Annotated in this window: 23 protein-coding genes; 10 read left to right on the forward strand and 13 right to left on the reverse strand. The window is 66.6% G+C overall.

Annotated elements, in window-relative coordinates; all coding sequences use genetic code 11:
* Window positions 1-2: 2 nt before the first annotated feature.
* The gene (locus LNV23_RS04590) at window positions 3-1,136 is read right to left on the reverse strand and encodes a DUF2332 domain-containing protein (protein ID WP_263561890.1); all 1,134 of its coding nucleotides are present in this window, start codon (window positions 1,134-1,136) and stop codon (window positions 3-5) included.
* Window positions 1,137-1,217: 81 nt separating this feature from the next.
* On the opposite strand from LNV23_RS04590, the gene LNV23_RS04595 reads away from it, so the two are divergent.
* Window positions 1,218-1,916, forward strand: a complete 699-nt coding sequence (locus LNV23_RS04595; protein WP_263561891.1) for a Crp/Fnr family transcriptional regulator — start codon at window positions 1,218-1,220, stop codon at window positions 1,914-1,916.
* Here LNV23_RS04595 and LNV23_RS04600 read toward each other — a convergent pair.
* Window positions 1,913-2,773, reverse strand: coding sequence for a sterol desaturase family protein (locus LNV23_RS04600; RefSeq protein ID WP_263561892.1), 861 nt, complete (start codon window positions 2,771-2,773; stop codon window positions 1,913-1,915). The genes LNV23_RS04595 and LNV23_RS04600 overlap by 4 nt on opposite strands.
* A gap of 47 nt (window positions 2,774-2,820) precedes the next feature.
* Between LNV23_RS04600 and LNV23_RS04605 the strand changes: the two genes are divergently transcribed.
* Entirely contained in the window at window positions 2,821-3,426 is a 606-nt protein-coding gene (locus tag LNV23_RS04605; RefSeq protein ID WP_263561893.1) for a Crp/Fnr family transcriptional regulator, read from the forward strand.
* On the opposite strand, the gene LNV23_RS04610 is transcribed toward LNV23_RS04605, so the two are convergent.
* Together LNV23_RS04610 and LNV23_RS04615 are read right to left on the reverse strand one after the other, a co-directional pair.
* Window positions 3,416-3,904 carry a glutathione peroxidase gene (locus LNV23_RS04610; protein ID WP_263517980.1) on the reverse strand — a complete coding sequence of 163 codons (489 nt, stop codon included), beginning with the start codon at window positions 3,902-3,904 and terminating at the stop codon, window positions 3,416-3,418. The genes LNV23_RS04605 and LNV23_RS04610 overlap by 11 nt on opposite strands.
* A gap of 22 nt (window positions 3,905-3,926) precedes the next feature.
* The gene (locus tag LNV23_RS04615) at window positions 3,927-4,802 is read right to left on the reverse strand and encodes a DMT family transporter (RefSeq protein ID WP_263561894.1); all 876 of its coding nucleotides are present in this window, start codon (window positions 4,800-4,802) and stop codon (window positions 3,927-3,929) included.
* Window positions 4,803-5,107: 305 nt separating this feature from the next.
* On the opposite strand from LNV23_RS04615, the gene LNV23_RS04620 reads away from it, so the two are divergent.
* Window positions 5,108-6,046, forward strand: a complete 939-nt coding sequence (locus tag LNV23_RS04620; RefSeq protein ID WP_263517982.1) for a hypothetical protein — start codon at window positions 5,108-5,110, stop codon at window positions 6,044-6,046.
* A gap of 84 nt (window positions 6,047-6,130) precedes the next feature.
* Here LNV23_RS04620 and lplT read toward each other — a convergent pair whose 3' ends face one another.
* Window positions 6,131-7,411 carry a lysophospholipid transporter LplT gene (lplT, locus tag LNV23_RS04625; RefSeq protein ID WP_263561895.1) on the reverse strand — a complete coding sequence of 427 codons (1,281 nt, stop codon included), beginning with the start codon at window positions 7,409-7,411 and terminating at the stop codon, window positions 6,131-6,133.
* 203 nt (window positions 7,412-7,614) lie between these two features.
* Here lplT and alr point away from each other — a divergent pair, with 203 nt between their 5' ends.
* From alr to LNV23_RS04640, 3 genes are all read left to right on the forward strand, one after another.
* The gene (alr, locus tag LNV23_RS04630; RefSeq protein ID WP_263561896.1) at window positions 7,615-8,730 is read left to right on the forward strand and encodes an alanine racemase; all 1,116 of its coding nucleotides are present in this window, start codon (window positions 7,615-7,617) and stop codon (window positions 8,728-8,730) included.
* A gap of 18 nt (window positions 8,731-8,748) precedes the next feature.
* Window positions 8,749-9,153 (forward strand): alternative ribosome rescue aminoacyl-tRNA hydrolase ArfB, encoded by a 405-nt coding sequence (gene arfB, locus LNV23_RS04635; protein WP_263561897.1) that lies wholly within the window; start codon window positions 8,749-8,751, stop codon window positions 9,151-9,153.
* 141 nt (window positions 9,154-9,294) lie between these two features.
* Window positions 9,295-9,717, forward strand: a complete 423-nt coding sequence (locus tag LNV23_RS04640; protein ID WP_263561898.1) for a PspC domain-containing protein — start codon at window positions 9,295-9,297, stop codon at window positions 9,715-9,717.
* Window positions 9,718-9,725: 8 nt separating this feature from the next.
* Here LNV23_RS04640 and LNV23_RS04645 read toward each other — a convergent pair whose 3' ends face one another.
* The gene (locus LNV23_RS04645; protein WP_263561899.1) at window positions 9,726-10,382 is read right to left on the reverse strand and encodes a hypothetical protein; all 657 of its coding nucleotides are present in this window, start codon (window positions 10,380-10,382) and stop codon (window positions 9,726-9,728) included.
* A gap of 296 nt (window positions 10,383-10,678) precedes the next feature.
* Between LNV23_RS04645 and fumC the strand changes: the two genes are divergently transcribed.
* Window positions 10,679-12,082: a class II fumarate hydratase gene (gene fumC, locus LNV23_RS04650; protein ID WP_263561900.1), complete on the forward strand. Its 1,404-nt coding sequence runs from the start codon at window positions 10,679-10,681 to the stop codon at window positions 12,080-12,082.
* Window positions 12,083-12,153: 71 nt separating this feature from the next.
* On the opposite strand, the gene LNV23_RS04655 is transcribed toward fumC, so the two are convergent.
* Both LNV23_RS04655 and LNV23_RS04660 read right to left on the reverse strand, forming a co-directional pair.
* Window positions 12,154-12,672, reverse strand: a complete 519-nt coding sequence (locus tag LNV23_RS04655) for a PEP-CTERM sorting domain-containing protein (protein WP_263561901.1) — start codon at window positions 12,670-12,672, stop codon at window positions 12,154-12,156.
* A 128-nt stretch (window positions 12,673-12,800) separates the two neighbouring features.
* Complete coding sequence (locus LNV23_RS04660; protein WP_263561902.1) at window positions 12,801-13,457, reverse strand: PEP-CTERM sorting domain-containing protein; 657 nt, start codon at window positions 13,455-13,457, stop codon at window positions 12,801-12,803.
* A gap of 323 nt (window positions 13,458-13,780) precedes the next feature.
* Between LNV23_RS04660 and LNV23_RS04665 the strand changes: the two genes are divergently transcribed.
* Entirely contained in the window at window positions 13,781-16,009 is a 2,229-nt protein-coding gene (locus tag LNV23_RS04665) for a sensor histidine kinase (RefSeq protein WP_263561903.1), read from the forward strand.
* 12 nt (window positions 16,010-16,021) lie between these two features.
* On the opposite strand, the gene LNV23_RS04670 is transcribed toward LNV23_RS04665, so the two are convergent.
* The 3 genes from LNV23_RS04670 to LNV23_RS04680 form a co-directional block, all read right to left on the reverse strand.
* Window positions 16,022-16,903 (reverse strand): DMT family transporter, encoded by an 882-nt coding sequence (locus LNV23_RS04670; RefSeq protein ID WP_263561904.1) that lies wholly within the window; start codon window positions 16,901-16,903, stop codon window positions 16,022-16,024.
* A gap of 100 nt (window positions 16,904-17,003) precedes the next feature.
* Entirely contained in the window at window positions 17,004-17,399 is a 396-nt protein-coding gene (locus tag LNV23_RS04675) for an MAPEG family protein (RefSeq protein ID WP_263561905.1), read from the reverse strand.
* Window positions 17,400-17,435: 36 nt separating this feature from the next.
* Complete coding sequence (locus LNV23_RS04680; RefSeq protein ID WP_263561906.1) at window positions 17,436-18,065, reverse strand: LysE family transporter; 630 nt, start codon at window positions 18,063-18,065, stop codon at window positions 17,436-17,438.
* Between the two features lie 181 nt (window positions 18,066-18,246).
* Between LNV23_RS04680 and LNV23_RS04685 the strand changes: the two genes are divergently transcribed.
* Window positions 18,247-18,828 (forward strand): TMEM175 family protein, encoded by a 582-nt coding sequence (locus LNV23_RS04685; protein ID WP_263561907.1) that lies wholly within the window; start codon window positions 18,247-18,249, stop codon window positions 18,826-18,828.
* 42 nt (window positions 18,829-18,870) lie between these two features.
* A complete protein-coding gene (radA, locus tag LNV23_RS04690) occupies window positions 18,871-20,238 on the forward strand; it encodes a DNA repair protein RadA (protein WP_263561908.1) in 1,368 nt (455 codons plus the stop codon).
* Here radA and LNV23_RS04695 read toward each other — a convergent pair.
* Together LNV23_RS04695 and LNV23_RS04700 are read right to left on the reverse strand one after the other, a co-directional pair.
* Window positions 20,225-22,240, reverse strand: coding sequence for a sensor domain-containing diguanylate cyclase (locus LNV23_RS04695; protein ID WP_263561909.1), 2,016 nt, complete (start codon window positions 22,238-22,240; stop codon window positions 20,225-20,227). The genes radA and LNV23_RS04695 overlap by 14 nt on opposite strands.
* Window positions 22,237-23,004, reverse strand: a complete 768-nt coding sequence (locus LNV23_RS04700; protein ID WP_263561910.1) for a substrate-binding periplasmic protein — start codon at window positions 23,002-23,004, stop codon at window positions 22,237-22,239. The genes LNV23_RS04695 and LNV23_RS04700 overlap by 4 nt, the downstream gene beginning before the upstream one ends.
* Window positions 23,005-23,147: the final 143 nt, after the last annotated feature.

Below are 23,147 nucleotides of genomic sequence, written 5' to 3' on the forward strand. Positions count from 1 at the left end.
GCTCAAACGCGCAGCCCACCGCTCATGCCATCGAGGCTGTGCAGCCAATGGCCATGGGCATGAGACCAGGCCAGCGCGCGCTGGCGCAAGTGCCCCTGTTCGGCCCATTGCAGGGTCCAGAGCGAGGCACTCTCGGCCGATTCGCCCTCGGGTGCCGGTGGCAGGTCCAGGCCGGGTGGGCGCAGCGAGGCGGTTTCAGCGCTGAGCCAGAGCAGGCCGTGGCGGCGCATCAAGCCCTCGACCTCGGCCCGGTGGGCGGCCAGGGCCGGCGCGTCGAAATAGGCCAGCACCCAGCTGTTGAACAGCACCGGCTGCACGCCAGCCGGCAGCGCATCCAACCAGGCGGCCAGTTGCAGCAGCCCCTGCTCGACCCGCTGCACCGGGTGGCGGGCGTCGCGCGCCTGTGCCAGCGCCTGGTCCAGTCGCCGTGCCCGGGCCCGGTCGTGCGGCCAGAGGCAGGCACGCAACCAGCGCACCGAGGCCTCATCCTCCACATCGACCGGTGCCAGATCGACGCCCAGCCGGGCCTGCAGGCGCCAGGGCGTGCGCGGCGGCTCGGCAGCGCTGCGCCACTGGCAGGCCACTGTCGGCCGATCGGGCGCCGCCGGGGCGCCGAGCTGGAAGTGGCCGTAGTCATAACGGTAAGCATCGACGCCCAGGTTGAGGCCGGCACTGCAACCGAAATCGAACAGGGCCAGGTCTTGCCTGCCCGTCTGGGCGGCGATGGCGCTGAGCGCCGGCCAGAGCACGGCGCAGCGGCCGATCTCATTGGTCTGGGTGCTGCGCAGGCGCAGATGCTCAAGCAGGCGCGGCCGCTCGGCCCGCACAAAGCTGTGCAGGGCGTCGGCCAGTTCCGCGTCGGGGGCACGCTCGCCACCCACGCTCGGGTAGTAGGCCGCCAGCGCATGGGGCACGCCGGCCAGCACCCGCTCGTGCAAGGCCGCCAGAAGCAGATTGGGCCGGGCCTGCTGCTGGGCCCGCACATGGGCCATCAAGGCCAGCAGCTCGGGTGAATCGGCCACGATCTCGCACAGGGCCACATAAAGCGGGTCGTTCGGGCATTCCTGTGCGGCGAACTGGCGGTACTGCTGGGCCCAGCGCTGCAGATCGGTGGAAGGGGTCAGGTCGTGATCCATGGCGCCCAGCTTACGAGGCTGGCGCCCGGCACAATGTCCGGAACCCGACATTCATGCAAAGACGCGTCTTTTGCTTTCACCATGGACCGCCCGCCCCCAGCCACCAGCGCCAACGCCGCCTTGCAAGCCCTGATGTGCGCCAACTTCCCCGAGCTGGACGGCGCGCTGATGCCGGCCGAGGCCGTGCTGCAAGGCAGCGTCAGCCTGCGCCGCCTGGCCCGCGGCCGCACCTTGTTCGCCCAGGGCCAGCCGGCCTTGGCTTTCTACGGCCTGGTGGCGGGCGAGATCGAGGCGCGCTTCACCGGCCTGGACGGCACGGTCTCGGTGCTGGAGCATGTGCAGGCACCGCGGCTGTTCGGCCTGGCGGCCTTTGCGGCCGGCCAGGCCGCCAGCTATGAAACCCTGGCCACGCAGAGCAGCCAGGTCCTGGTGATCGACCCGGCGGCCTATGCCATGCTGATGGACCGCTGGCCCGGCTTTGCCCGCGCCCTGATGGCCGAGTTTGCGCGCCGCTACGACGGCACCTTGCGCCTGCTGGAGGCCTCGCGCCACCGCAGCGCGCCCGAGCGTTTTGCATTGGCCCTGGCCCAGCTGCGCCGTGACCGCGCAGCCGGCCCGCCCGACGCCCAAGGCTGGCAGACTCTGCGCGCCACCCAGGCCGAGCTGGCCGCCGTGGCCAACCTCTCGCGCCAGACCGTCAACCAGCTGCTGCAGCAAGCGCAAGCCGAGGGCCGGCTGCGCTGCAGCTATGGCCAGCTGCATCTGCGCGTTCGGCCCTAGCCACGACAGCAGGCCGGCAGCCAGGTCTGTGGCACCGTGCCTGCAAACAAACCCAGGCGCGCCGGCACCTGGCCCGGACGGTACACAAAGCTGCCGAAGATCTGGTCCCACAAGGGAATGGCGGTGCCGTAGTTGTGGGCCTCGGCCTCGACCACGCTGTGGTGCCAGCGATGCAGCTCGGCGCTGCCGATCAAGCAGTTCAGCGGCCCCAGACTGCCACGCAGATTGGCATGCACGGCCAGGCCTTGCACCTGCATGAACAACGCCGCCCACAACATCACCTCGGCGCTGAAGCCCAGCAGCAGCCAGGGCAAGAGCCGCGCTGCCTGGTTCCAGGCGGCATTGAGCGGATGGGCCAGCACCGCATTGGCGGCATTGAGCTTGGCGGGCTGGTGGTGCAAAGCATGAAAGCGCCAGAGCCCCTCATGGCGATGGGCCCAGCGGTGCAGGGCAAAAGGCCCCAGCTCGCCGATGGCGATGGCCAGAGGAAGCGCAACGACGGCCGGCAGCGTCGCCAAAGCGCCCGGCGGACCGGCCTGCCCGGGGGCCCAGCGCAAGACCAGGGCGGTCAGCAGAAAGGCGCTCAGGCTGTCGACCACGGCATTGAGGCCCAAGAAGGCGGCGTCTCGGGCCAGCTCGGGCCGGCGGGCTTGCCAGTCAGGGCGCAGCGGCCACAGGCGTTCGGCCAGCATCAACCAGGCCAGGGCGGCTAGGCTGACCAGGGCCAGAGTCTGCTCATGGGGCCAGCCGTGCAGCGCCCAGGCTGCAGCCGGCAAGGCCGCCAGCAGAAGCAAATGAGGCCAGTTGCTGGCGTGGAGCAGGCGCAGGGCGCCTTGGGTCAAGGTTCGCAGATTCATGCCGCCATGCTGAGGCCGGCGGCGCGCGCATGCATTAACCTCGGTTCATGCCCAAGCCAGAAAGCGCCCCGACCTGCCCGATTTGCGGCCCGGCCCTGCTGGCCTATCTGCAGCAGTCGCCCGCGCGTCTGGCGCGCTGGGCCGCCTTGCCCCGCTTCGCGCTGCAACGGGGTCAGGTCTTGCTGCACGCGGGTGAAACGCCGACGGCGCTCTGGTGGGTGGAGCAGGGTTTGCTGCGCGCCAGCTTCCTCGACGCCGGCGGCCGCGAGCGCAACCATGCCTTCTATCCCGAACAGCAATGGCTGGGCCTGCCCGGCCCGCCCCAGCCCAGCCCGGTGAGCCTGGAAGCGCTGGAAGCCAGCCGCCTGTGCGTGCTGCCCTACGCCGCGTTGCAGCAATGGCAGGCCGAAGAACCGGGGCTGGCCGAGCTGCTCTGGCAAGGCCTGAGCGCCCAGGTCCAGCGCCTGACGGCGCGCGAGCAGCAATGGCTGATGCTGGACGCCGGCCAGCGCTACCAGCGCTTTCTGGCGGAGGAGCCGGAACTGGCGCAGCGCCTCAAGCAACGCCAGCTGGCCAGCTATCTGGGCATCACCGATGTGGCGCTGTCGCGCATACGGCGGCGCCTGCGTGAGCAGACCGGGCTCAGCCTTTGAGGGCCGCCTCGATATCGGCGCTCATTTTTTCAGGTGCGTCGTTGGGCGCATAACGCTTGAGCACCTGGCCATCACGGCCGACCAGAAACTTGGTGAAGTTCCACTTGATGCCCTCGGTACCCAGCAGACCAGGCTTCTCGGACTTCAGCCATTGCCAGAGCGGGTGGGCATCGGCGCCGTTGACTTTGACCTTGGCCATCATTGGGAAGCTGACGCCGTAGTTCAGCTGGCAGAAGGAGGCGATCTCGCTGTTCTCGCCCGGGTCCTGGCCGCCAAACTCATTGCTGGGGAAGCCGACCACCACCAAGCCCTGCTCACCATAGCGCTTCCAGAGTGCTTCCAGGCCCTCGAACTGCGGCGTGAAGCCGCAGGCGCTGGCCGTGTTGACGATCAGCAGTACCTTGCCGCGCTGGCTGGCCAGATCGGCCGGCGCGCCGGCAATGGAGACCGCCTGAAAGTCATAGACGCTTTGGGCCATGGCACAGATCCTCTCGATGTCATCAAGTTTCTATAGTAGCCCGGCTTGGCCGCTCCAGTGCCGAGAGCAGGGCTGCCGCCAGGATGCAGGCGCCGCCGACGGCGGTCTTGAGGTCGAGATGCCCGCCTCCAAGCCAGAGCGCCGACAAAGCGGCCACCGGCACCTCGATCAGCATGACGATGGCGGTGACATTGGCCGGCAGGCGCCCGGCGCCGTACTGCAGGGACAGATTGGAGAAGAAGAACAGCACTGCCATGGCCAGCAAGGGCCAGAGCCAGCCGGCATGGGGCAAAGCGGGCCAGGTGATCAGGCCGCCGCCGGCCATGAGTACGGCCGCGCCGCCGGCCACAAACACACCGCCGCTGAACATGGCCAAGGCGCGGGCATGGGCGCTGCGCCCGGCTTCGCGGCGCAACATCACATTGTTCAGTGCAAAGCAGAAGCCGCCGAACAAGCCCAGACCGTCGGCCAGACTGGCCGGCCAGGGCAGGCCGCCACCCTCGGGCGCCAGCACAAATGCGGCGCCGCCCAAGGCCAGGGCCATGCGCAAGAAGGCCAGGCCAGTCAGGCGCTCGCCCAGGATGAAGCGCGCCAGCAGCACCGCCCATAGCGGCATCAAATAGAAGAGCAGCACCACCCGAAGCACATCGCCCAGGGCGACGCCCCAGTTGAAAGCGGTGTTGGTCAGGCCGGCAGCCATCATCACCAGCCAGAGCGAGGGTGTGCGCAGAAACTCGGCGCAGGCACGCCGGTCGCTCAGCAACACGACCACGAGCGACAGCAGGTAGAGCGCGACCGTGGTCCAGAGCGGGTGCAGGCCGGCGGCTTGGAACTGGCGGAAGGGCCACCAGGACAGGCCCCAGACCAGGGCATTGAACATCAGGGCAAGAACAGGCATGAGCGAAGCAAGCCGAGCACCGCGCAGCGGCAGCCGGACCAGGAAAGCCAAGGGATGGGGGAAGCGCTGGCAGCCGGCGGCCGCAAGCGGTTGGTCGGCCGCAACAGGGCGGCAAAAAAAGGCCGGGAAAGCGCTTGAAAGCACTGGCCTCGTTCGGGTCGGCCGGCCAACAATGCCCAGGGTTTATAGCATGGCGAAATAGGGCCGCCTGGCTTTCAATCGCTGCAAACCCGAGGGTGCGGCCCGCCCGGCCGGCCGCCCGCCCATCTGCAACGCTGAGCTTTGTAAAAAAGGGAGAGTCTTCCTTGGATCATCTGGCCTGCTTCAAGCCGGGGGACCTGCTGTCCACCCCGGCGCCCGACCTGACAAGTTACCGCTGGCGCCTGCTGGCCCAAGGCGATTCCTGGTTCTCGAACTCGGCCGCCAAGCTCAACGCCCATGCCAATCTGCTGCAAGAGATGGTCTTCAAGGCCCCCGTCTGCGCTGTCAACTGCGCCGGCTCGGGCGAAGCGCTCAGCCATATGGTGGACCTGGAGTCGGCGGCCGATTTCGTCGGCCTGCTGAGCGGCGAGGCGGCCCTGGCCTGGGACGGCGTGCTGCTCTCGGTGGGCGGCAATGACCTGATCTCCGCGGCCCAGACTCCAGCCCACGGCGCCGACGGCCAGGATGTGCCCCTGCACCTGCGCCTGATCCGTCATCAGACCGAATGGGGCGCGCCTTCCGCTGGCGTGGCCCGTTACTTCTCGGAACCCGGCTGGCAGACCTACAGCGATTACCTGCGCACCAATGTCCGCCATCTGCTGACCCTGCGCGACCAGGGGCCCTCGGCCGGCAAGCCGGTCTTTATGCATTGCTACGCCGTGCCCATGCCGCGCCCGGCCGGCGCCGACGACGGCGGCCTGGGTGCCTCCGGCCCCTGGCTGTACCCGGCTCTCAAGGCCTATGCCCTGCCCAGCGCCGATTGGGCCGCGGTCAGCCGCCTGATGGTCTTCCACCTGGCCCAGCTGCTCAAGAGCATGGCGGCCGACAAGGAGCAGTTCCCGGGCCTGCATGTCTTCGACTCGACCACCGTGCCCCTGGCCCCGGCCACACCGGGCACCAGCGGCAGCAGCGGCGACTGGCACAACGAGATCCACCTCAACCACAGCGGCTGCTTCAAGATCGCGCGCGCCTGGTCCGAGCACATCGAGGCCGTGCTCGGCGGTGTCAAGACCGTGGAGCCGGCCGCGCGTCGCCGCAACTGAAGGCCAGGCTGCAGCCGAAGAAAAGCCCGCCGCAAGAGCGCTTGCAGGCGGGCTTTCTTTTACCGGCCAGAGCGGGCCGGCAGCTCAGTGGCACTCATCGCAGCGCGCCAGCACCAGCAGGCGCTCCACCTCTTCACGGTGCTGCACACAGTTGCGCTCATGCCAGCGCTTCACGATCCACATGGTCACGGCCACGATCAGGCCGAGAATGGAGATGGCGATATAGGCCGACAGGCCGAGCCTCGTCATGCCGGTGTAGAAGGCGCCCAGACCCAAGATGCAGGCCTGCTCGTTGAAGTTCTGCACGGCGATCGAGCGGCCCGCGCCCATCAGGTTGTGGCCGCGGTGCTGGAGCAGTGCATTCATGGGCACGACCAGATAGCCGCCAATCATGCCCAGCACGATCAGGAAAGGCACGGCCGCCCAGAGGTGGGTGATGCCATTCAACACGATGATGAGCACGCCCATCAGGATGCCCAGGGGGATCACTTTGGTGGCCCGATCCAGGCGCATATACATGGAGGCGACCACGGCACCGACCGCCGTACCGACCGCCACCACGCCGCCCAAATTGGCCGCCTGCGTGGTGTTGTAGCCCAGGGCCACGGCGGCCCAGGCAAACACGATGATGCGCAAATTGGCCGAGACGCCCCAGAACAAGGTGGTGGTGGCCAGGGAGATCTGACCCAGCTTGTCTTGCCACAGGCGCGAGTTGCAAGAGGCGAAATCACGCACCAGCTCGACCGGGCTCAGCGACAGCGGCTGCAGCGCGGCTTGGGTGCGGGGGATGCTGAGATTGAACAGCGCGGCAATCACATACAGAACAACCAGGCTGCTGATGGCGGCTTCGGCAGCCGTGTCGACACCGGTGGTGAAAAAGGGCAGATCCAGGCTCAGCAGCAGAGGCGCCAAGTTCGGACCGACCAACTGCCCTCCCAGGAGAATGCCAAGGATGATGGATGCAATCGTCAGCCCCTCGATCCACCCATTGGCCTTGACCAGTTGCGAAGGGGGCAGCAGCTCGGTCAGGATGCCGTACTTGGCCGGCGAATAGGCCGCGGCACCCAGGCCCACAACCGCATAGGCCGCCAAGGGATGAGCCCCGAACAGCATCATCAGGCAGCCGCAAATCTTGATCAGGTTCGAATAGAACATGACCTTGCCCTTGGGCACGGCGTCCGCGAATGCACCGACAAAGGGCGCCAGCACCACATAGAAGAGCGCAAACATGGGGCCCAGCGCGGGAATCTGCCAGGCCGGCGCTGCCGTGCTCTTCAGCAACTCGATGGCGCCGACCAACAAGGCCTGGTCCGCCAGCGAGCTGAAGAACTGCGCCGACATGATGGAAAAGAAGCCTTTTTTCATGAACCCAATCGGTACTGCGGGGAAATGTCGAGCAAGGCGCGAGAGGACGGGTGCATGCCGGCACTCACGCTGGGACGGTCTGTTCCGGGTTTTCCCCAGGCTGCAGCCACGCCCGTGGCCGCGCCCGGTTTATAGCACGCAGCACTTTCACGCCACTCTCGCCATCCCAAGAACAGGGCGGGCGGGGTGCCACAATATCGGGCATGCCACGCCCGATCGAAGCCCTCATCCATCTCCCCCACCTGGCCCACAACCTGGCGCGCGCGCGCGCCTGCGTGCCGGACGCCCAGGTCTGGGCCGTCGTCAAAGCCAATGCCTATGGCCACGGCATCGAGAACGTCTTCGAGGCCTTCCGGGCTGCCGACGGCATCGCCTTGCTGGACCTGGACGAAGCGCAACGCGTGCGCGCCCTCGGTTGGCGCGGGCCCATCTTGCTGCTCGAGGGCTGCTTCGAGTCGCGGGATCTGGAGCTCTGCTCGCGCCTCAAGCTCTGGCATGCGGTGCACTGCGAACAGCAGATCGACTGGCTGGCCATGCACAAGACGCACGAGCCGCACCGCGTCTTCCTGAAGATGAACAGCGGCATGAACCGTCTGGGTTTCAGCCCGCAGGCCTTCCGCGCGGCCTGGACCCGGCTCAACGCCCTGCCCCAGGTGGACGAGATTTCGCTGATGACGCATTTCTCCGATGCCGATGCGCAGCGCTTTGGCAAAGACGGCATCGCCCACCAGGTCGCCGCCTTCCAGGCCGCCACTGCCGACCTTCCCGGTGAGCGCTCACTCTCCAACAGCGCGGCCACGCTGCGTTACAACCAGATCGAAGGCGTGCGGGCAGACTGGGTCCGCGCCGGCATCATGAGCTATGGCGGCGTGCCCGACTACCCCGAGCATGACGCCGCCCATTGGGACCTCAAGCCCGGCATGAGTTTGCGCGCCAAGGTCATTGGCATCCAACATCTGCAGCCCGGCGACACCGTCGGCTACGGCAGCAGCTTCACCGCCGACCGGCCCATGCGCATCGGCACCGTGGCCTGTGGCTACGCCGACGGCTACCCGCGCCATGCCGGCAGCGGTACCCCGGTGCTGGTCGATGGGCAGCGCAGCGCCACGGTCGGCCGGGTGTCCATGGACATGCTCGCAGTCGACCTGACCCTGCTGCCGCACGCCGGACTGGGCAGCGAGGTGACGCTCTGGGGCCTGAGCAGCCGCGGTGCCGTCCTCGGCATCGACGAGGTGGCCAAGGCCGCCGGCACCATTGGCTATGAGCTGATGTGCGCGCTCACCAAGCGCGTGCCGGTCAGCGTCGTACATGGCGACTGAGCGGCTGCGAGCGGCGCGGTGATCCTGAACTGGACACCCGCCGACTGGGAGCTGGACTTCAGCTTCATACGCGCCAGCGGCCCGGGCGGGCAGAACGTCAACAAGGTGTCGAGCGCCGTGCACCTGCGCTTCGACATTGAACGCTCCAGCTTGCCGCCCCTGATTAAGCAGCGCCTGCTGGCTCTGTCCGACCAGCGCCTCAACAACGAGGGTGTGATCGTCATCAAGGCACAGGATTCGCGCAGCCAGGAGGCCAACCGTGCCGATGCGGTGGCCCGCCTGGTCGATCTGGTCCAGAGCGTGGCCCACACACCCAAGGCCCGCAAGGCCACCAAGCCGACCTGGGGCTCCAAGCAGCGCCGCCTGGAGGGCAAGGCGCAGCGCAGCGGCATCAAGGCCGGGCGCGGCCGAGTGCAGGAATAGGCGATCCGCGGGTATACCCGGATTCCATGCAACTGAGGCGCCGAGCCTTGCAGTTCGTCGCAGCCCGCTGGCCCGACCCTGGCGGCCTGCGCACACTGGCTTCCATGGCAACTCGCCATGCAAGACCTGGAGCCCCGCATCATGTCCCTCAGCAACGAACTGGAACGCCTGGCCGAACTGCATCAGCGCGGCCAACTGTCCGACGATGAGTTTCAGCGTGCCAAGGAGCGGCTGTTGCAAGGGCAGGCCAGCGAGCCGTCCAGCACCTACAGCCGTGCCCAGGCCCAGCCGGATCGCAAGGAGCAAGGCTTGGGCTCGGCCATCAACCGCCTGCAGCGCAGCCGCGATGAACGCTGGTTGGGCGGCGTCTGCGGCGGCCTGATGGAGATCAGTGGCACAGCGGCCTGGATCTGGCGCCTGATCTTCCTGTCCCTGCTGTTCTGCCACGGCGCCGGTCTGCTCGCCTACCTGCTGCTCTGGCTGCTGGTGCCCGAAGCGCCCAAGCCCGTCCCGGGCCTGGGCTGGCAGAACGACGAGGACTCACGCAAGGCACCCTCGCTCTGAGTGCCGACTCAATCGACGCGGAAGGCAAACTCCTGCTCGAAGCGATGGTTGCCGGGACAGACATAGTGTTCGCGCAGCGTGCTCTCAATGGCGCCCATCAGTTGGCGGCGTGTCTTGCCATCGAGGGCGCCGCGCGCGGCCAGCAGCTCGGTGGCCACCACGCGACCCTCGCGCACGGTGGCCAGGATCTTGAACACCGCCTCACCACTCCAACTCAGGGCGGGCAGCTCGGGCCGGGCCATCTGCGTGCAGACCATGCCGGCCTGACGAATCGCCGGCTCAACCACGGGCGGGCTCTGCACGGGCTCGGCCACGGTCGGCCGCGAGCTGTAGTCCACCACCGGCGGGCCGTCGTAGCGGGTCTGGATGTCGGTGGGGCTGGGATCGCGCTGGATCACGATGTCGGGCACCGGCACCTTGATTGGCAAAGGAATGTCGCGCAAGTGCTGCGGCAGCTCCACCGCGATCGGCTGGGGCACAGGCTCGGGCGGCTTGGGCGCATCCATCAGAACCTCCACCTCGGTCTTGGCCGGTGGTTTGGGCAGGCTGGGTCGGGCAAAGCCCTGAATCAAGCCGACCACCAGAGCCACATGCACCAGGACCGCAATGCCCAGGCCGGTGTAGCGGGCCGGGCCCGGCTGAGGCTTCAGTGCGGTGTCGAACACAGAGGAGAGAGAAGTTGAAGTGGAAGCGAGCTGCTGAGTCATGCGATCCATCCTTTCGATCAAGGCAAGAGGGTCTTCGATGAAGGGCCTGACGTCTTCACTGGCGCGGGCCTGAGCCCAGGCTAAAGAGGAGCGGGGCCGCGCGTCAACGGCGAAACAGGCCGCCCACCGCGCCTGTGGCCGCACACTGACAAGCCCAGGCATGACCTCCGGGACCCCTGCGCGCTTGTGCCAAGCTCGGGGGTGCACCGCCCCCGCTTCGGGAAGAATCGCGGCACGCTTCAGGAGGCCCGTCCATGCCCGATTCCTCCGCCGCCCCGCAGCGGCTTGAACATGACAGCTTCGGCGACATCGCCGTTCCTGCCGAGCACCTTTGGGGCGCGCAAACGCAGCGCTCCTTGCAGTTCTTTGCCATCTCCACCGAACGGCAGGCGCCCGAGCTGATCCATGCATTGGTGCTGGTGAAGAAGATCAGTGCCCGTGTCAACGGAGAGTTAGGCCTCTTGGCGCCCGCCAAAGCCGAGGCCATCGTCGCGGCCGCCGATGAAGTACTGGCCGGGCGCTGGGCCGAGGAGTTCCCGCTGTCGGTCTGGCAGACCGGCTCGGGCACACAAACGAATATGAACGTCAACGAGGTGCTGGCCAACCGCGCCAGCGAGCTGCTCGGTGGCGCGCGCGGACCCGCGCGCCGGGTGCACGCGAACGACGAGGTCAACCTCGGCCAGTCCTCCAACGACGTCTTCCCCACCGCCATGCACATCGCCGCGGCGCTGGCGATCGAGCAGCAGCTGGTGCCGGCCCTGGAGAAGTTGCGCAGCCAACTCGACCTCAAGGCACGGGCCTTTGCCGATATCATCAAGATCGGCCGCACGCATCTGCAGGACGCCACGCCCCTCACCCTGGGCCAGGAGTTTTCAGCTTATGTGGCGCAGCTGGCACAAGGCCAGCTGCACCTGCAAGCCGCCCTGCCCCATCTCTACCAACTGGCCCTGGGCGGCACGGCGGTCGGTACCGGCCTGAACGCCCACCCCGCCTTTGCCGAGCGCGCTGCGGCCGGCATCGCCGAGGCGACCGGCCTGCCCTTTGTCAGTGCGCCCAATAAGTTTGAGGTCATGGCGGCGGCCGATGCCTTGGTGCACGGCCATGGCGTGCTCAAGACCATAGCAGCCAGCCTGATGAAGATCGCCAACGACATCCGCTGGCTGGCCAGCGGCCCGCGTTGCGGCCTCGGCGAGCTGCAGATCCCGGAGAACGAGCCCGGCTCCTCCATCATGCCGGGCAAGGTCAACCCGACCCAGAGTGAAGCCCTGACCATGATCTGCTGCCAGGTCTTCGGCAACGATGTGGCGCTCAATTTCGGCGGCGCCAGCGGCAACTTCGAGCTCAATGTGTTCCGACCCATGATGGCCCATAACTTCCTGCAAAGCGCCCGCCTGCTCAGCGACGGCGCGCGCAGCTTCAGCCAACACTGCGTTGCGGGCATCGAGCCGCGGCGCGAGCGCATCCAGCAATTGCTCAACGAGTCCCTGATGCTGGTGACGGCCCTGGCCCCCCATATCGGCTACGACCAGGCCGCTCAGATTGCCAAACTGGCGCATGCCCAAGGCAGCAGCCTGCGCCAGGCGGCCCTGCAGCTGGGCCTCTTGAGCGAGCAAGACTTCGACCGCTGGGTGCGCGTCGAGGACATGGTCGGCCGCTGAATCTCAGTCGACCATGAAAAAGGCGAGCGACCCGAAGGGCGCTCGCCTCGCAGAAAGCTGCGAACGGAAGTTCAGGCGGCCGCGCCGGGCGCCAGCTTACGGCGGCGCGCCAGGGCGCCGATGCCGGCCAGGCCCAGCGCCATATAGACATAGGTGGCGGCTTCCGGCACGGCCGTGACCGAGAAGCTGATCGGGGTCTCGATCGCCTGGCCATCGACCACCTGCAGGTCGAAATGCTGACCCTCGAAGAAATAGACATTGAAGTGGCCGGCGTCACCGCCGCCCACGTCGTAGAGAATGCCGGCGTCGGTGAAGTAATTGCCGCTGTTGGCGAACTGGTTGTCGTAGGCAAAGTTGCCGTCTTCGCCCACGGGCACCAAACCCAGGATGGCCACACCATTGCGACTACCGCTGATGCTGAGGATGTCCTCGGGTACCAGGGCTGCACCGGCGGTCGTGAAAGTGCCAGAGGCGCTCACGCCCGTGCCGGTATAGGACCAGGCCCAGCTCGTGTCGGCCTGCGCCAAGCCAGAGGCCATGAGGGCGGCGCCGCTCAGAAGTGCAGCTGCGACTTGCTTGAGAAACTTCATGGGACGTCCTTTGCGTGAGTGGTACCGCCCGCGAACCGGGTCCTGAAAACCAAATCACGATAGGTCGGACTTTCAGCAGCGTCAACGAGGGCAAAGCCCGAGAGGGCTTGCCCGGCCCCTGAGTTCGATCAAGCCTGCCGACGCCGACGGGCGATCAGGCCCAAGACACCCAACCCGGACAGCAGCAAGGCGTAAGTCTGCGGCTCGGGTACGGCTGCCACGGTGGCCAGAGTCAGGTTGTCGGCGGTGGGCCACAGGACCGCACCGGCCGGCTGGACTGCAGCCAGGGTGGCGGACAAGAGGGCGCCATTGGACACAAAACCGATGAAGCTGCTGGTGGTCGCGCCCGTGATGGTTTGGCTGACCGTGCCGCTGGCATCGGTGGCGGTCAGCACCACGTCGCCGGCCGCAAACAGGCCCGAGATGTTGGAGCCAAAGAAGTTACCGCCGATGGCGCTCACACCGCCGGTGAAGCCGTTGAAGGTCACAGAGTCGGTGGCGAGGTTGGTGGACAACCAGGGATTGGCCACGGTGCCTGCGCCGAAGAAAGTGCTGGTGCTGGCAGTTGCCGTGTAGCCGTAGGAGCCGGCCGTGCGATTGATGGGGCTGGGGGTCGAGCCGGAGATGGAGAAGCCGGTGAAGGTGTCAACGCCGGGCGCCGTCACGGCAGCCAAGAAGGCCGCTTGCGAGGTGTAGACCGTCACCGTGGCCTGGGCGCCGCCAGCGAGGCAGACCATTGCGGCCAAGGCCAGCGGCTGAAGCAGGAATTTGGAAGTGAGCGACATGGACAATTCCCTTGAGGTCAGTGCGTGGAGTTCGCGGAACGAGGCGCCAGAGTGGCGCTTCGAAGCCTCAGTGTCAGCAGTGTGACAAACGCTCACAAGTCTGTGAGCTAGGGGGAGCTGTCCCCGGCAAAGGGCTCGGGCCAACCCTGTGTTTCAGACTGGCACGGGCAGCCCAGGCACCGTGCCTTTGCACTCAAGGCCGCAAGCAGCCCGTCTGATGCAGATCGCAAAATGGTGGGACGCTGAGATTTGATTCGCGGTTAGCATGCCACCGCGCGCCTTCGCCATTGGGGTCAAAGGGCAGCTACGCAACCCTCCGCTTCATGCAATCGTGGCGCCAAGCATTTCGTGAGCAGTCCCTGGCGCGCCAGCTGCTGTTGCAGCTGAGCGCGCTGGTGTTCCTGATGCTGCTGATGCTGGCCGGCATGGCCTACCTCCTGGTCGGGCGCCTGGTGGAGCAAGGCGTCCCGCCGATCTTGCAGCGCAGCGTGGAACTGCAAGCCACCCTGCAAGGCCAGACCTTCAAGTCGGCACAGATCAGCGTGGAGAGGCTGGCCAAGGAATGGCAGCGTCGGATTGACCAGCCTTCAGACGCTGAGATCGAGCGCCGATTCGCACAGCTGTTCGAACGCCAGGCCGATGGCGTCTGGCGCATCCAAGCGCCATGGATCGACACGCTAAGGGCGCCGACCTTCTACCTTCAGCACGGGTCACAGGGGCCTGATGCCTCGGTACGGCGCCGCGCCGTCGTCAGCCATGCCCTGCTCAGCGAGCAAGGGCCGGCGCTGGTGCCCCCGTACTTTTCGGTGTACACCGACTTTGTCGAGAAGGGTCTGATGGTGTTCTCGCTGGGCATCGACTGGGGCAAGAGCGCTAGCTCGGCCACCGACAACTTCAACTACCCCACCATGACCGGCTCGGACCCGGCCCGCAATCCGGAACGACGGAGCTTCTGGACGCCCGTCTACTACGACGGCGAAGCCAAGGCATGGATGGTTTCGGTGATCCAGCCCCTCGATTGGCGCGGCCACTGGGTGGGCACCATGGGGCATGACATCACCATCGACACTTTGCTGCAGCAGATCGCCGAAACCAAGGCACCGCTGGCTTCGGTGTCCATGATCTTCAGCCGCGACGGCCACCTGATCGCCCACCCCGAACTGCGCGAACGAATTGCCGCAGCCCAGGGTCAACTGGCTTTGGGCGATCTGAAAGACCCGGTGCTGAGCTCGGTGCATCAGCTGATCAAGAGCGCGCCCTCCGAGCAGCGCAGCGCACGTACACCGGATGGCCGCTATCTGCTGGTTTGGTCGCGCATCGATGGGCCTGACTGGTGGTCGGTGCAGCTGCTGCCGCAAGCGGCCATCAATGCGCTGCTGGAGCGACTCGTGGGCGCCTTGCTGACAGTCGGCGCCATCACGCTGATTCTGACCTTGCTGCTCCTGAAGGCCTTGATCCGTCAACGCCTGCAACGGCCGCTGAATGCGATCACTGCGTCCACGGAAGCCTTGGCCGCACATCTGTTGAGTGGGGCCGAACCGCAGGCCCTGCCGCCGCAGGCTTCACGGGATCTGCGGCGCCTGAACCAAGCCTTCGACAGCATGGCGACCGAGTTGGCGGTACATCGGCGCCAGGAACAAGCGGCCTTGCTGGCCTTGGAGGGCGAGGTGCAAGAGCGCCGCCACGCCGAGGAAGCGGTGCGCTTGCTGAACCTGTCTCTGGAAGCGCGCGTGCGCGAACGGGGCGACGCCTTGCAACAGGCACAGAACGAACTGGTCCAGCGCGAAACCCTGGCCAGCCTGGGCTCTCTGGTGGCGGGGGTCTCGCACGAGCTCAACACACCCATCGGCAATGCCTTGATTGCTGCCGACACCGCGAGCAGCGCACTCCAGGAGGCACAGCAACAGCTGGCAGGAGGCACGGTCAAGCGCAGCGAACTGCTGTCCCGGATCGCCTTGGCCGAGCAATCACTGGAGCTGTGCCTTGGCAATCTGCGCCGCAGCGCAGGTTTGGTGAGGGACTTCAAGCAAGTCGCCATCGACCGGGCCAGTCTGCAGCGCCGCCCGTTCGAGCTCAGAAAGGTCAGCGAGGAGGTGGTGCACTTGCTGCATTTCGCGCTGAAGACGGGGCAGCATGAGGTCTTGATTGACCTGCCTGAAGACCTCAGCCTGGACGGCTATCCGGGTGCTTTTGGCCAAGTGCTGACCAATTTGGTGCAAAACGCGGTGCTGCATGGCTTCGACGAGCGCACGGGTGGCCGCATCGAGATCAAACTGAAGTCAGCCGATGCACAGAGCGTGGTGATCACCGTCAGCGACAACGGCTGCGGCATTCCGCCCGCGCATCTGGACCAAGTCTTCAAACCCTTTTTTACCACCCGCTTCGGCAAGGGGGGCAGCGGCCTGGGCCTGCACCTGGTCTACAACCTGGTGCGCAATGTGCTCGGTGGTCAGATCGAATTGCACAGCGAGCAGGGAAAGGGCACCTGCCTGACCTTGACCCTGCCGCGCCATGCGCCTGTCGACAGTGGACCGAGCAAAGTGAACGGCTGAGCCGCAGAGGCGTCAGGCAGGCCGTGTCGCCATGAAGATGCTGCCCAGGCACAGCCCCATGCCCGCGAGCGACAGGGCATTGGGCACCCAGCCCTCCAGAGCTGCCGAGATGGCCAAGGCAATCACCGGAATCACCACCCCGGTCAGCGCCGCCCTGGCCGGACCCTGCAATTGCGCGAGTTTGAAATAGAGCACAAAGGCCGTCACCGAGCCGAACACCGCCAGGTAAAGCAGGCTCAGTACATAGGGTGCACGCCAGTCGAAATGCAGGCCTTGGCCGCTCAGCAGCGACATCAGCAGCAGGAACACCGCGCCATAGCCCATGCTCCAGGCCAGGATGGGCACCAGGGGCAGGCCGCGCCGCGTCAAGGTCAGCGTCAGCACATTGCCGATGCAGGCCGCGAGCACGGCCAGCAGCCCCAGACCCAAGCCCAGGGCCGCGGTCGGGCGCGCGCCGGTTTCGGCGATCTCGGGCCAGAAGATCATCACCACGCCGACCACCCCGCCGCTGGCGCACAGCAAAAAGCGCCACGTCACCTTCTGGCCGAAAAAGAAACGGCCGCTCAGCGCATTGCCAAACACCATGAGGCAGAACAAGACGGCCACCAGGCCGGTCGGAATATGGCGTTCCGCCTCGTAGACCGAGTAGTAGTTGCCGCTGTACTGGACGATGCCGGTGGCCAGCATCAAGAGATGCGCGCCCGCCGGCATGCGCAGCGATTCACGGCGCCAGAGCGCCAGGCCGAACAGCAAGGCGGCCGCGATGGCAAATCGCCAGCCCACCGAATTCAGCACCGGCACTCCGCTGTCCAGCTGGTAGAGGATCACATGCCAGGTGCTGGCCCAGATCAGGGTCGGGCCCCAGAACAGCCAACGGGTGGAAATGGTGGGCATCGAAAAAAGAAAACGCCTGCTTCAGGCGTTTGTGAAAGGAAGGAAGGGGGAAGGAAAAAAGGCAGCGCCAAGCGGCCCAACACCAAGTTTCCGTCCCGGCTCAGCCTAACAGGCTTCGACCATAGACCCAGAAGACATAGGCTGTTGCCGCCAAAAGCACAGAAAAAGTCATGGCCATGCCAGCAATGCGAAAGCTGAAATTCTCACGCGCCTGGCTGACACCGTAGGCATGCGAACAGCGGCCAAGCACCAACAGGAAGCCCAAGCCAAGCATCGCCCAAGTCGGAGCGCCCAGGTTCTCGGCGAAAAACAGGAGCAAGAGCGTGATGGGCACATACTCAGCGAAATTCGAATGCACCCGCACCGCGCGCAGCATCTCGCTATTGCCCGCATCACCCAGACCAATCTTCAGCCGATGGCGCAAACGCAGGGTTCGCACACTCAGCGCAAAAAACAGCAAGGCCAGAATGGCTGCAAAGAAGGGGACGATGGGCATCACGAACTGTCCTTCTACAAATCGCCGTCAAACGATTCAAACGCTGCGCTTGAAGCTGGCCAGCAAGGCGCCCGCCACCACAAAGAGGCTGCCGAAGGTGCGGTTCATGGCCTTGATGTGGGCGGGCGATCTCAAGGCCGACAGCACGCGCGCGGCCAGCACGGTGTAGCCGGCCATCACCACCAGATCGGTGAAGCCCAGGGTGGCGGCGATCACCAGGTATTGATGCAACAAGCTGGCCTTGAGGTCGAGAAACTGCGGCACCACGGCCAGCAGGAAGACCGTGCCCTTGGGGTTGACGGCGTTGATGGCCCAGCCACGCAGCACCAGCTGGCGCCGTGTCACCTGGGCCGCTTCGCTGTCGGCCGCCACCATGGGCGTGGCCGGCGCACGCCATTGCTGGATGCCCAGGTAGACAAGGTAGGCCACACCAAGCCATTTGACGATGGCAAAGCCCAGGCTGGATGTGGCGATCAGGGCGCCCAGTCCCGCGCCGACCAGCAGGATCTGGGTCAGGATGCCCAGAATCAGGCCGAAGGTGGTGAAGTAGCCGCGCCGAAAGCCATGGTTGAGGCCTGAGCTCATGGCGGCAATCGCACCAGCGCCCGGCGACAGGCTGATGGCCCAGGAAGCGGCAAAAAATGCCAGCCAGGTCGAAAACTCCATGTACAGCTCCTTGAGGCCCTGGCAAGACGCCGGCCAGGGCCGGATTCTGTCATCTTGGCCACGAACTCGCTGGGGGCGATCTGCGCCCGATGCGCTCCCGGCGTCAGCTCCGCTTGCCCAGCTGCTCCGGCTGAGGAACACTTCAGCCCCATTCAGCTTGACGGCGCTCGCCTTCCTTCCCATGCACAAGACCCGACTTGAAGCTTTCAGCGATGGCGTGCTCGCCATCATCATCACCATCATGGTGCTGGAGCTGAAAGTACCCCATGGCGAAGACCTCGCCACCCTGCTGCCCCTGGCGCCGGTGTTCCTCAGCTATGTGCTGAGCTTTGTCTATGTGGGCATCTACTGGAACAACCACCACCACATGCTGCATGCCGCCCGCCAGGTCAGCGGCGGCGTGCTCTGGGCCAATCTGCACCTGCTGTTCTGGCTGTCCCTGCTGCCCTTCGTCACCGGCTGGATGGGCGAGAACCATTTCGGCGCCCTGCCCACCGCCTTTTACGGTGGCGTGCTGCTGATGGCGGCCATTGCCTACTGGATTCTGGCGCGCTGCATCATCGCGACAGAGGGCCGCCAGTCCCCCTTGGCCCAGGCCATCGGTCGCGACCACAAGGGCTTGCTCTCGGTCGTGCTTTACGCCCTGGCGATTCCGCTGGCCTTCTGGCAGACCTGGCTGGCACAAGCCCTGTTCATTGCCGTGGCCCTGATGTGGTTGGTGCCGGACCGGCGCATCGAGCGCCAGCTTCAGCATCCGGGCTGAGGACAAGCGGGCCGCCTGACGGCGAGCGAGGACAATCGCCCCATGGCCAAAGAGAAATCCATCTACACCTGCTCGGACTGCGGCGGCATCAGCCCCAAATGGCTGGGCAAATGCCCGAGCTGCGGCGCCTGGAACACCTTGATCGAGGGCGTGGCCGAGGCGCCCGGCGCCAGCGGCAAGAACAACCGCTACCAGGCCCTGGCCAAGAGCCAGCCAGTGGCCACGCTCAGCGAGATTGAGGCCACCGATTTCGAGCGCACCCGCACCGGCCAGGATGAGCTGGACCGCGTGCTCGGCGGCGGCATCGTCGCCGGCGGTGTGGTGCTGATCGGCGGCGACCCGGGCATCGGCAAATCGACCCTGCTGCTGCAGGCCATCGACGACCTGTCGCAAAAGCTGCCGGTGCTCTATGTGACCGGCGAGGAATCGGGCGCCCAGATCGCCATGCGCTCGCGCCGCCTCGGTCTGGCCGGGCTCAAGGTGCGGGTGCTGGCCGAGATCAGCCTGGAAAAAATCCTGGCCACGCTGGAGGCCGAGCGCCCGGCCTTCTGCGTCATCGACTCGATCCAGACGCTGTACTCCGAACATCTGAGCTCGGCCCCCGGCTCGGTGGCGCAAGTGCGCGAATGCGCGGCCCAGCTGACACGCACGGCCAAATCCAGCGGCTGCGCCATGGTGCTGGTCGGCCATGTCACCAAGGAAGGCTCGCTGGCCGGCCCGCGCGTGCTGGAGCACATTGTCGACACGGTGCTGTACTTCGAGGGCGACACCCACAGCAGCTTCCGCCTGGTGCGGGCAATCAAAAACCGCTTTGGTGCCGTCAACGAGATCGGCGTCTTTGCCATGACGGAGAAAGGCCTCAAGGGCGTGGCCAACCCCAGCGCCATCTTTCTGAGCACCCACGGCGAGCCGGTGCCCGGCAGCTGCGTGCTGGTGACGCTGGAAGGCACGCGGCCGCTGCTGGTCGAGCTGCAGGCCTTGGTCGACGGCGGCGGGCCCAGCCCGCGCCGGCTCTCGGTCGGCCTGGACCGTGACCGCCTGGCCATGCTGCTGGCCGTGCTGCACCGCCACGCTGGCGTGGCCACCCAGGATCAGGACGTGTTCGTCAACGCGGTCGGCGGCGTGCGCATCAGCGAGCCGGCGGCCGACCTGGCTGTGCTGCTGGCCATCCAGAGCTCGCTGCGCGGCCGGCCGCTGCCCAAGGGCTTCATCGCCTTTGGCGAAATCGGCCTGGCCGGCGAGGTGCGGCCAGCCCCGCGCGGCCAGGAGCGGCTCAAGGAAGCGGCCAAGCTGGGCTTCAGCGTCGCCGTCGTACCCAAGGCCAATGCGCCCAAGAAGCCGATCGAAGGCCTGACCGTCCATGCGGTCGAGCGCATCGAAGAGGCCATGGACTGCGTCAGGGGCTTGTGAAGCCTTCGCCCCCAGCGCCGCTGGCCGGGTCGCGCGAGGGTGCTGCAGGCGCGGCGGGCGGCGGGCCATAGCGGGCCTCGCCCAGCCAGGGTCGACCGGCGCGCTTGTTGCGGTACATGGCGTCGTCGGCGCTCTTGGCCAGGCTCAGCTCGTCCTGGCCGTCCTCGGGGAACAGGGCCAGGCCCAGCGAGCAGGTCATCTCCAGGCGCACGCCGCCGAGTTCCATGGGCTGGGCCACCTGGGTGTAGATCTTGTCGGCCACGCCCTGGGCCGACTCGCGGCTCAAGGGCCCGGTCAAGAGCACCACGAATTCGTCGCCGCCGATGCGACCCACGGTGTCGGTCTCGCGCACGGCCGCCTTGATGCGCCGCGCCACGGTCTGCAGCAGCTGGTCGCCGACGGCATGACCGAACTGGTCGTTGATGGGCTTGAATCGGTCCAGGTCGAGAAGGATCAGGCCGATGGGCTCCTGATAGCGCCGCGCATTGGCCAGGGCAAAACGCAGGCGCTCGTCGAAATGGGCCCGGTTGGCCAGCTCGGTCAGGGGGTCGTGCAAAGCCATGAAACGCACCCGCTCCTCGGACTGGCGGCGCGCATTGATGTCGGACAGGGTGCCGATCATGCGCACCGGCCTTTGCTGCAGGCTGCGTTCGACCACGGTGCCACGGGCCAGCACCCAGTTCCAACGCGCGGCCGGACCGGCCACCCGGTACTCGACCGAAAACTGGGCGGCCGAGCCCTCCAGGCAGGCTTGCGCCTCACTCTGCACCCGGGTCAGGTCCTCTGGATGAATCAAACCCCAGACCTGGCTGATCGGGCATGCGGCTGGCTCGGCCGGCAGACCCATCAGCTGCTTCCAGCGCGCCGAGCTGGCGAGCTGGCCGCTGGGCAGGTGCCAGTCCCAGACGCCGTCGCCGGCACCCTCGACCGCAAAGGCCCAGCGCTGCTCACTCTCACGCAAGGCCTGGGTCATTCGCTCGGCCAGGGCCAGGGCGCGTTCACGGGCGCTGCCCAGCAACCAGGCCAACAAGGCCAGAAGCAGGCTCAGCACCACCCCGGCGCACAGCACATTGGGCGCGTAGTCCGCACCGTGTCGGGCCGCAAAGCCTGGCCCCGCGGCCAGTTGCAGCGTCCAGGTGCGCCCGCCCAGCACCAGGAACTCGCTGGCCTGGCGCACGGCCGGCGGCGGCGCCTCGGCCAAGCCCAGGGGGTCGGGCCGCCAGCCAGCATCAGCACGGCGGTAGAGCAGGCGGCTTTCGTCCAGATCCTGTCCGTCGAACAAGGCCAGGGACAGGGATGCGGGCAGCTCGCCATACAGGCTGGCCATCAGCTCCGCGGCCGCCACCGGTGCCAGCACCCAGGCCTGCAGGGCCTGGCGCCGCTCCTCGATCGAGGCCGGCATGCGCCCGCCACGGTAGATCGGCAAAGCCAACGCAAAGCCGGGCTGCGCCGTCAGGGCCAGCTCACGCAGATTCAACAGCGGCGACAGGGCCAGATGGCCCGAGTCGCGCGCCAGCAGCAAGGTCTGGGACAGGGCCGGCAAGGTGCCCAGATCGAGTGCCATCAGAGCACGGTTGCGCAGCAGGCCAGGTTCCATCTGCTGGATCTTGAATGCCTGACCGGCGCGCGAGGCTTGTGGCAGCACGACGGCGATGCCCTGCAGGCCGGCGAAATCGGCGCCCAGGGGCAAGGCATCCACATAACGCTGTAATGCCACGGCATCGAGCGGGCCGTGAACACCCAGAAAACCCTGCACGCCTTGCAACAGATGCTGCTGTGCGGCCATGCGCTGCTCGATGCGCTCGCTGAGTTCGCGCAAGCTGGCATCAAAGGCCTGGCGCTGCACGGCCTGCTCGCGCGCCTGCTCGGAATGCCAGAAGCTCAGGGTCAGGCTCAGACTGAGCAGCAAGACCGCCAAGGGCAGGCCGCGCCCGCGCAGCCAGTTCGCTTGCGAGTTCAGGCCAAGCACGCCGCTGAAACCTCTGAGGCTGAAACGCTTCATGGCAAGGCCACCATGGCCCGCGCCATCTCGGGGCGAAAGTATTTTTCAAAGATGCGCAGCAGGCTGCCATCGCGGCGCATGCCTTCGATCAGCTCGCGCCAACGCGCCTGCTCGGCCTCGCTGAGGCTGGCGCGCGACATGATCAGGCCATGGGGCACGGGCGCGTCGCCGAAGTCGAGCACCTGGGCCAGCTCGCGGATGCGCGCCGATTGCAAGGTCGGCAGGTCGAAGGGCTCGATGATCATGGCCTGAATCTGCCCGGCGCTGAGGGCATCGAACAAGGCACTGAGGCCGGTGGACTGCACCAGGCGTTGCTGCTCGGCCAGGCTGTCGACGAGGCGGTTGGCGCTTTCGCTGTAACGGAAGCTGCGAATCACCCCCAGCTTCAGGCTGCGCTGCCGCTCGAAGTCCTCGATCTTCTGGACCTGACTGTCACGCCGCAGCAGCAGTTGGTAGCGATTGCTGAAGCACCAGGCGAAGCTGGCAAATTTCTCGCGCTGCGCATTGCTGATGCCGGACAGGCTGAAGTCGAGCGCGCCGCTTTCGACCAGCTGCCAGATGCGGGCGCGCGGCAAGAGCGAAACGAAAAACTTGCAGCCACTGCGCCGGGCCATCTCGTCGGCAATGTCCTTGTCGATGCCGCTGCCGGTCTCGGCCGAGTAGAGCAGGCCATGGTCATGCAGGGCCAGGCTGAAGGGGCGCGAGCAATCCGGGCCGCCGGCGGCATGGGCCGGAGCCACCGGGGCAAGCAGCAGCCCGGCCATCAAGGCGCCGAACCTGATGCACCGCCCGACTCCCATGCTTGCGCTGCACAACTGCACTGCTGCGTCCTCTCTTGCTGAGCCCGGGCCATCACTGGCCCTCCGGCCAGCGGCACCCCAAGCCTGCTGAGGCGCGCTCTGCTGTT

The sequence above is a fragment of the Kinneretia sp. DJ1R-11 genome, assembly GCF_025717595.1.
Classification (GTDB): domain Bacteria; phylum Pseudomonadota; class Gammaproteobacteria; order Burkholderiales; family Burkholderiaceae_C; genus Paucibacter_A.

Excerpts from the sequence above, each read along its gene's own strand:
- LNV23_RS04600 (WP_263561892.1), bottom strand. The coding sequence starts at position 2,773 with ATGAATCTGCGAACCTTGACCCAAGGCGCCCTGCGCCTGCTCCACGCC.
- LNV23_RS04685 (WP_263561907.1), top strand. The coding sequence starts at position 18,247 with ATGCACAAGACCCGACTTGAAGCTTTCAGCGATGGCGTGCTCGCCATC.
- LNV23_RS04610 (WP_263517980.1), bottom strand. The coding sequence starts at position 3,904 with ATGGCCCAAAGCGTCTATGACTTTCAGGCGGTCTCCATTGCCGGCGCG.
- alr (WP_263561896.1), top strand. The coding sequence starts at position 7,615 with ATGCCACGCCCGATCGAAGCCCTCATCCATCTCCCCCACCTGGCCCAC.
- LNV23_RS04670 (WP_263561904.1), bottom strand. The coding sequence starts at position 16,903 with ATGCCCACCATTTCCACCCGTTGGCTGTTCTGGGGCCCGACCCTGATC.
- LNV23_RS04615 (WP_263561894.1), bottom strand. The coding sequence starts at position 4,802 with ATGCCTGTTCTTGCCCTGATGTTCAATGCCCTGGTCTGGGGCCTGTCC.
- LNV23_RS04595 (WP_263561891.1), top strand. The coding sequence starts at position 1,218 with ATGGACCGCCCGCCCCCAGCCACCAGCGCCAACGCCGCCTTGCAAGCC.
- LNV23_RS04605 (WP_263561893.1), top strand. The coding sequence starts at position 2,821 with ATGCCCAAGCCAGAAAGCGCCCCGACCTGCCCGATTTGCGGCCCGGCC.
- lplT (WP_263561895.1), bottom strand. The coding sequence starts at position 7,411 with ATGAAAAAAGGCTTCTTTTCCATCATGTCGGCGCAGTTCTTCAGCTCG.
- LNV23_RS04695 (WP_263561909.1), bottom strand. The coding sequence starts at position 22,240 with ATGAAGCGTTTCAGCCTCAGAGGTTTCAGCGGCGTGCTTGGCCTGAAC.
- LNV23_RS04640 (WP_263561898.1), top strand. The coding sequence starts at position 9,295 with ATGTCCCTCAGCAACGAACTGGAACGCCTGGCCGAACTGCATCAGCGC.
- LNV23_RS04675 (WP_263561905.1), bottom strand. The coding sequence starts at position 17,399 with ATGCCCATCGTCCCCTTCTTTGCAGCCATTCTGGCCTTGCTGTTTTTT.
- radA (WP_263561908.1), top strand. The coding sequence starts at position 18,871 with ATGGCCAAAGAGAAATCCATCTACACCTGCTCGGACTGCGGCGGCATC.
- LNV23_RS04655 (WP_263561901.1), bottom strand. The coding sequence starts at position 12,672 with ATGAAGTTTCTCAAGCAAGTCGCAGCTGCACTTCTGAGCGGCGCCGCC.
- fumC (WP_263561900.1), top strand. The coding sequence starts at position 10,679 with ATGCCCGATTCCTCCGCCGCCCCGCAGCGGCTTGAACATGACAGCTTC.
- LNV23_RS04590 (WP_263561890.1), bottom strand. The coding sequence starts at position 1,136 with ATGGATCACGACCTGACCCCTTCCACCGATCTGCAGCGCTGGGCCCAG.
- LNV23_RS04665 (WP_263561903.1), top strand. The coding sequence starts at position 13,781 with ATGCAATCGTGGCGCCAAGCATTTCGTGAGCAGTCCCTGGCGCGCCAG.
- LNV23_RS04680 (WP_263561906.1), bottom strand. The coding sequence starts at position 18,065 with ATGGAGTTTTCGACCTGGCTGGCATTTTTTGCCGCTTCCTGGGCCATC.
- LNV23_RS04660 (WP_263561902.1), bottom strand. The coding sequence starts at position 13,457 with ATGTCGCTCACTTCCAAATTCCTGCTTCAGCCGCTGGCCTTGGCCGCA.
- LNV23_RS04700 (WP_263561910.1), bottom strand. The coding sequence starts at position 23,004 with ATGGCCGGGCTGCTGCTTGCCCCGGTGGCTCCGGCCCATGCCGCCGGC.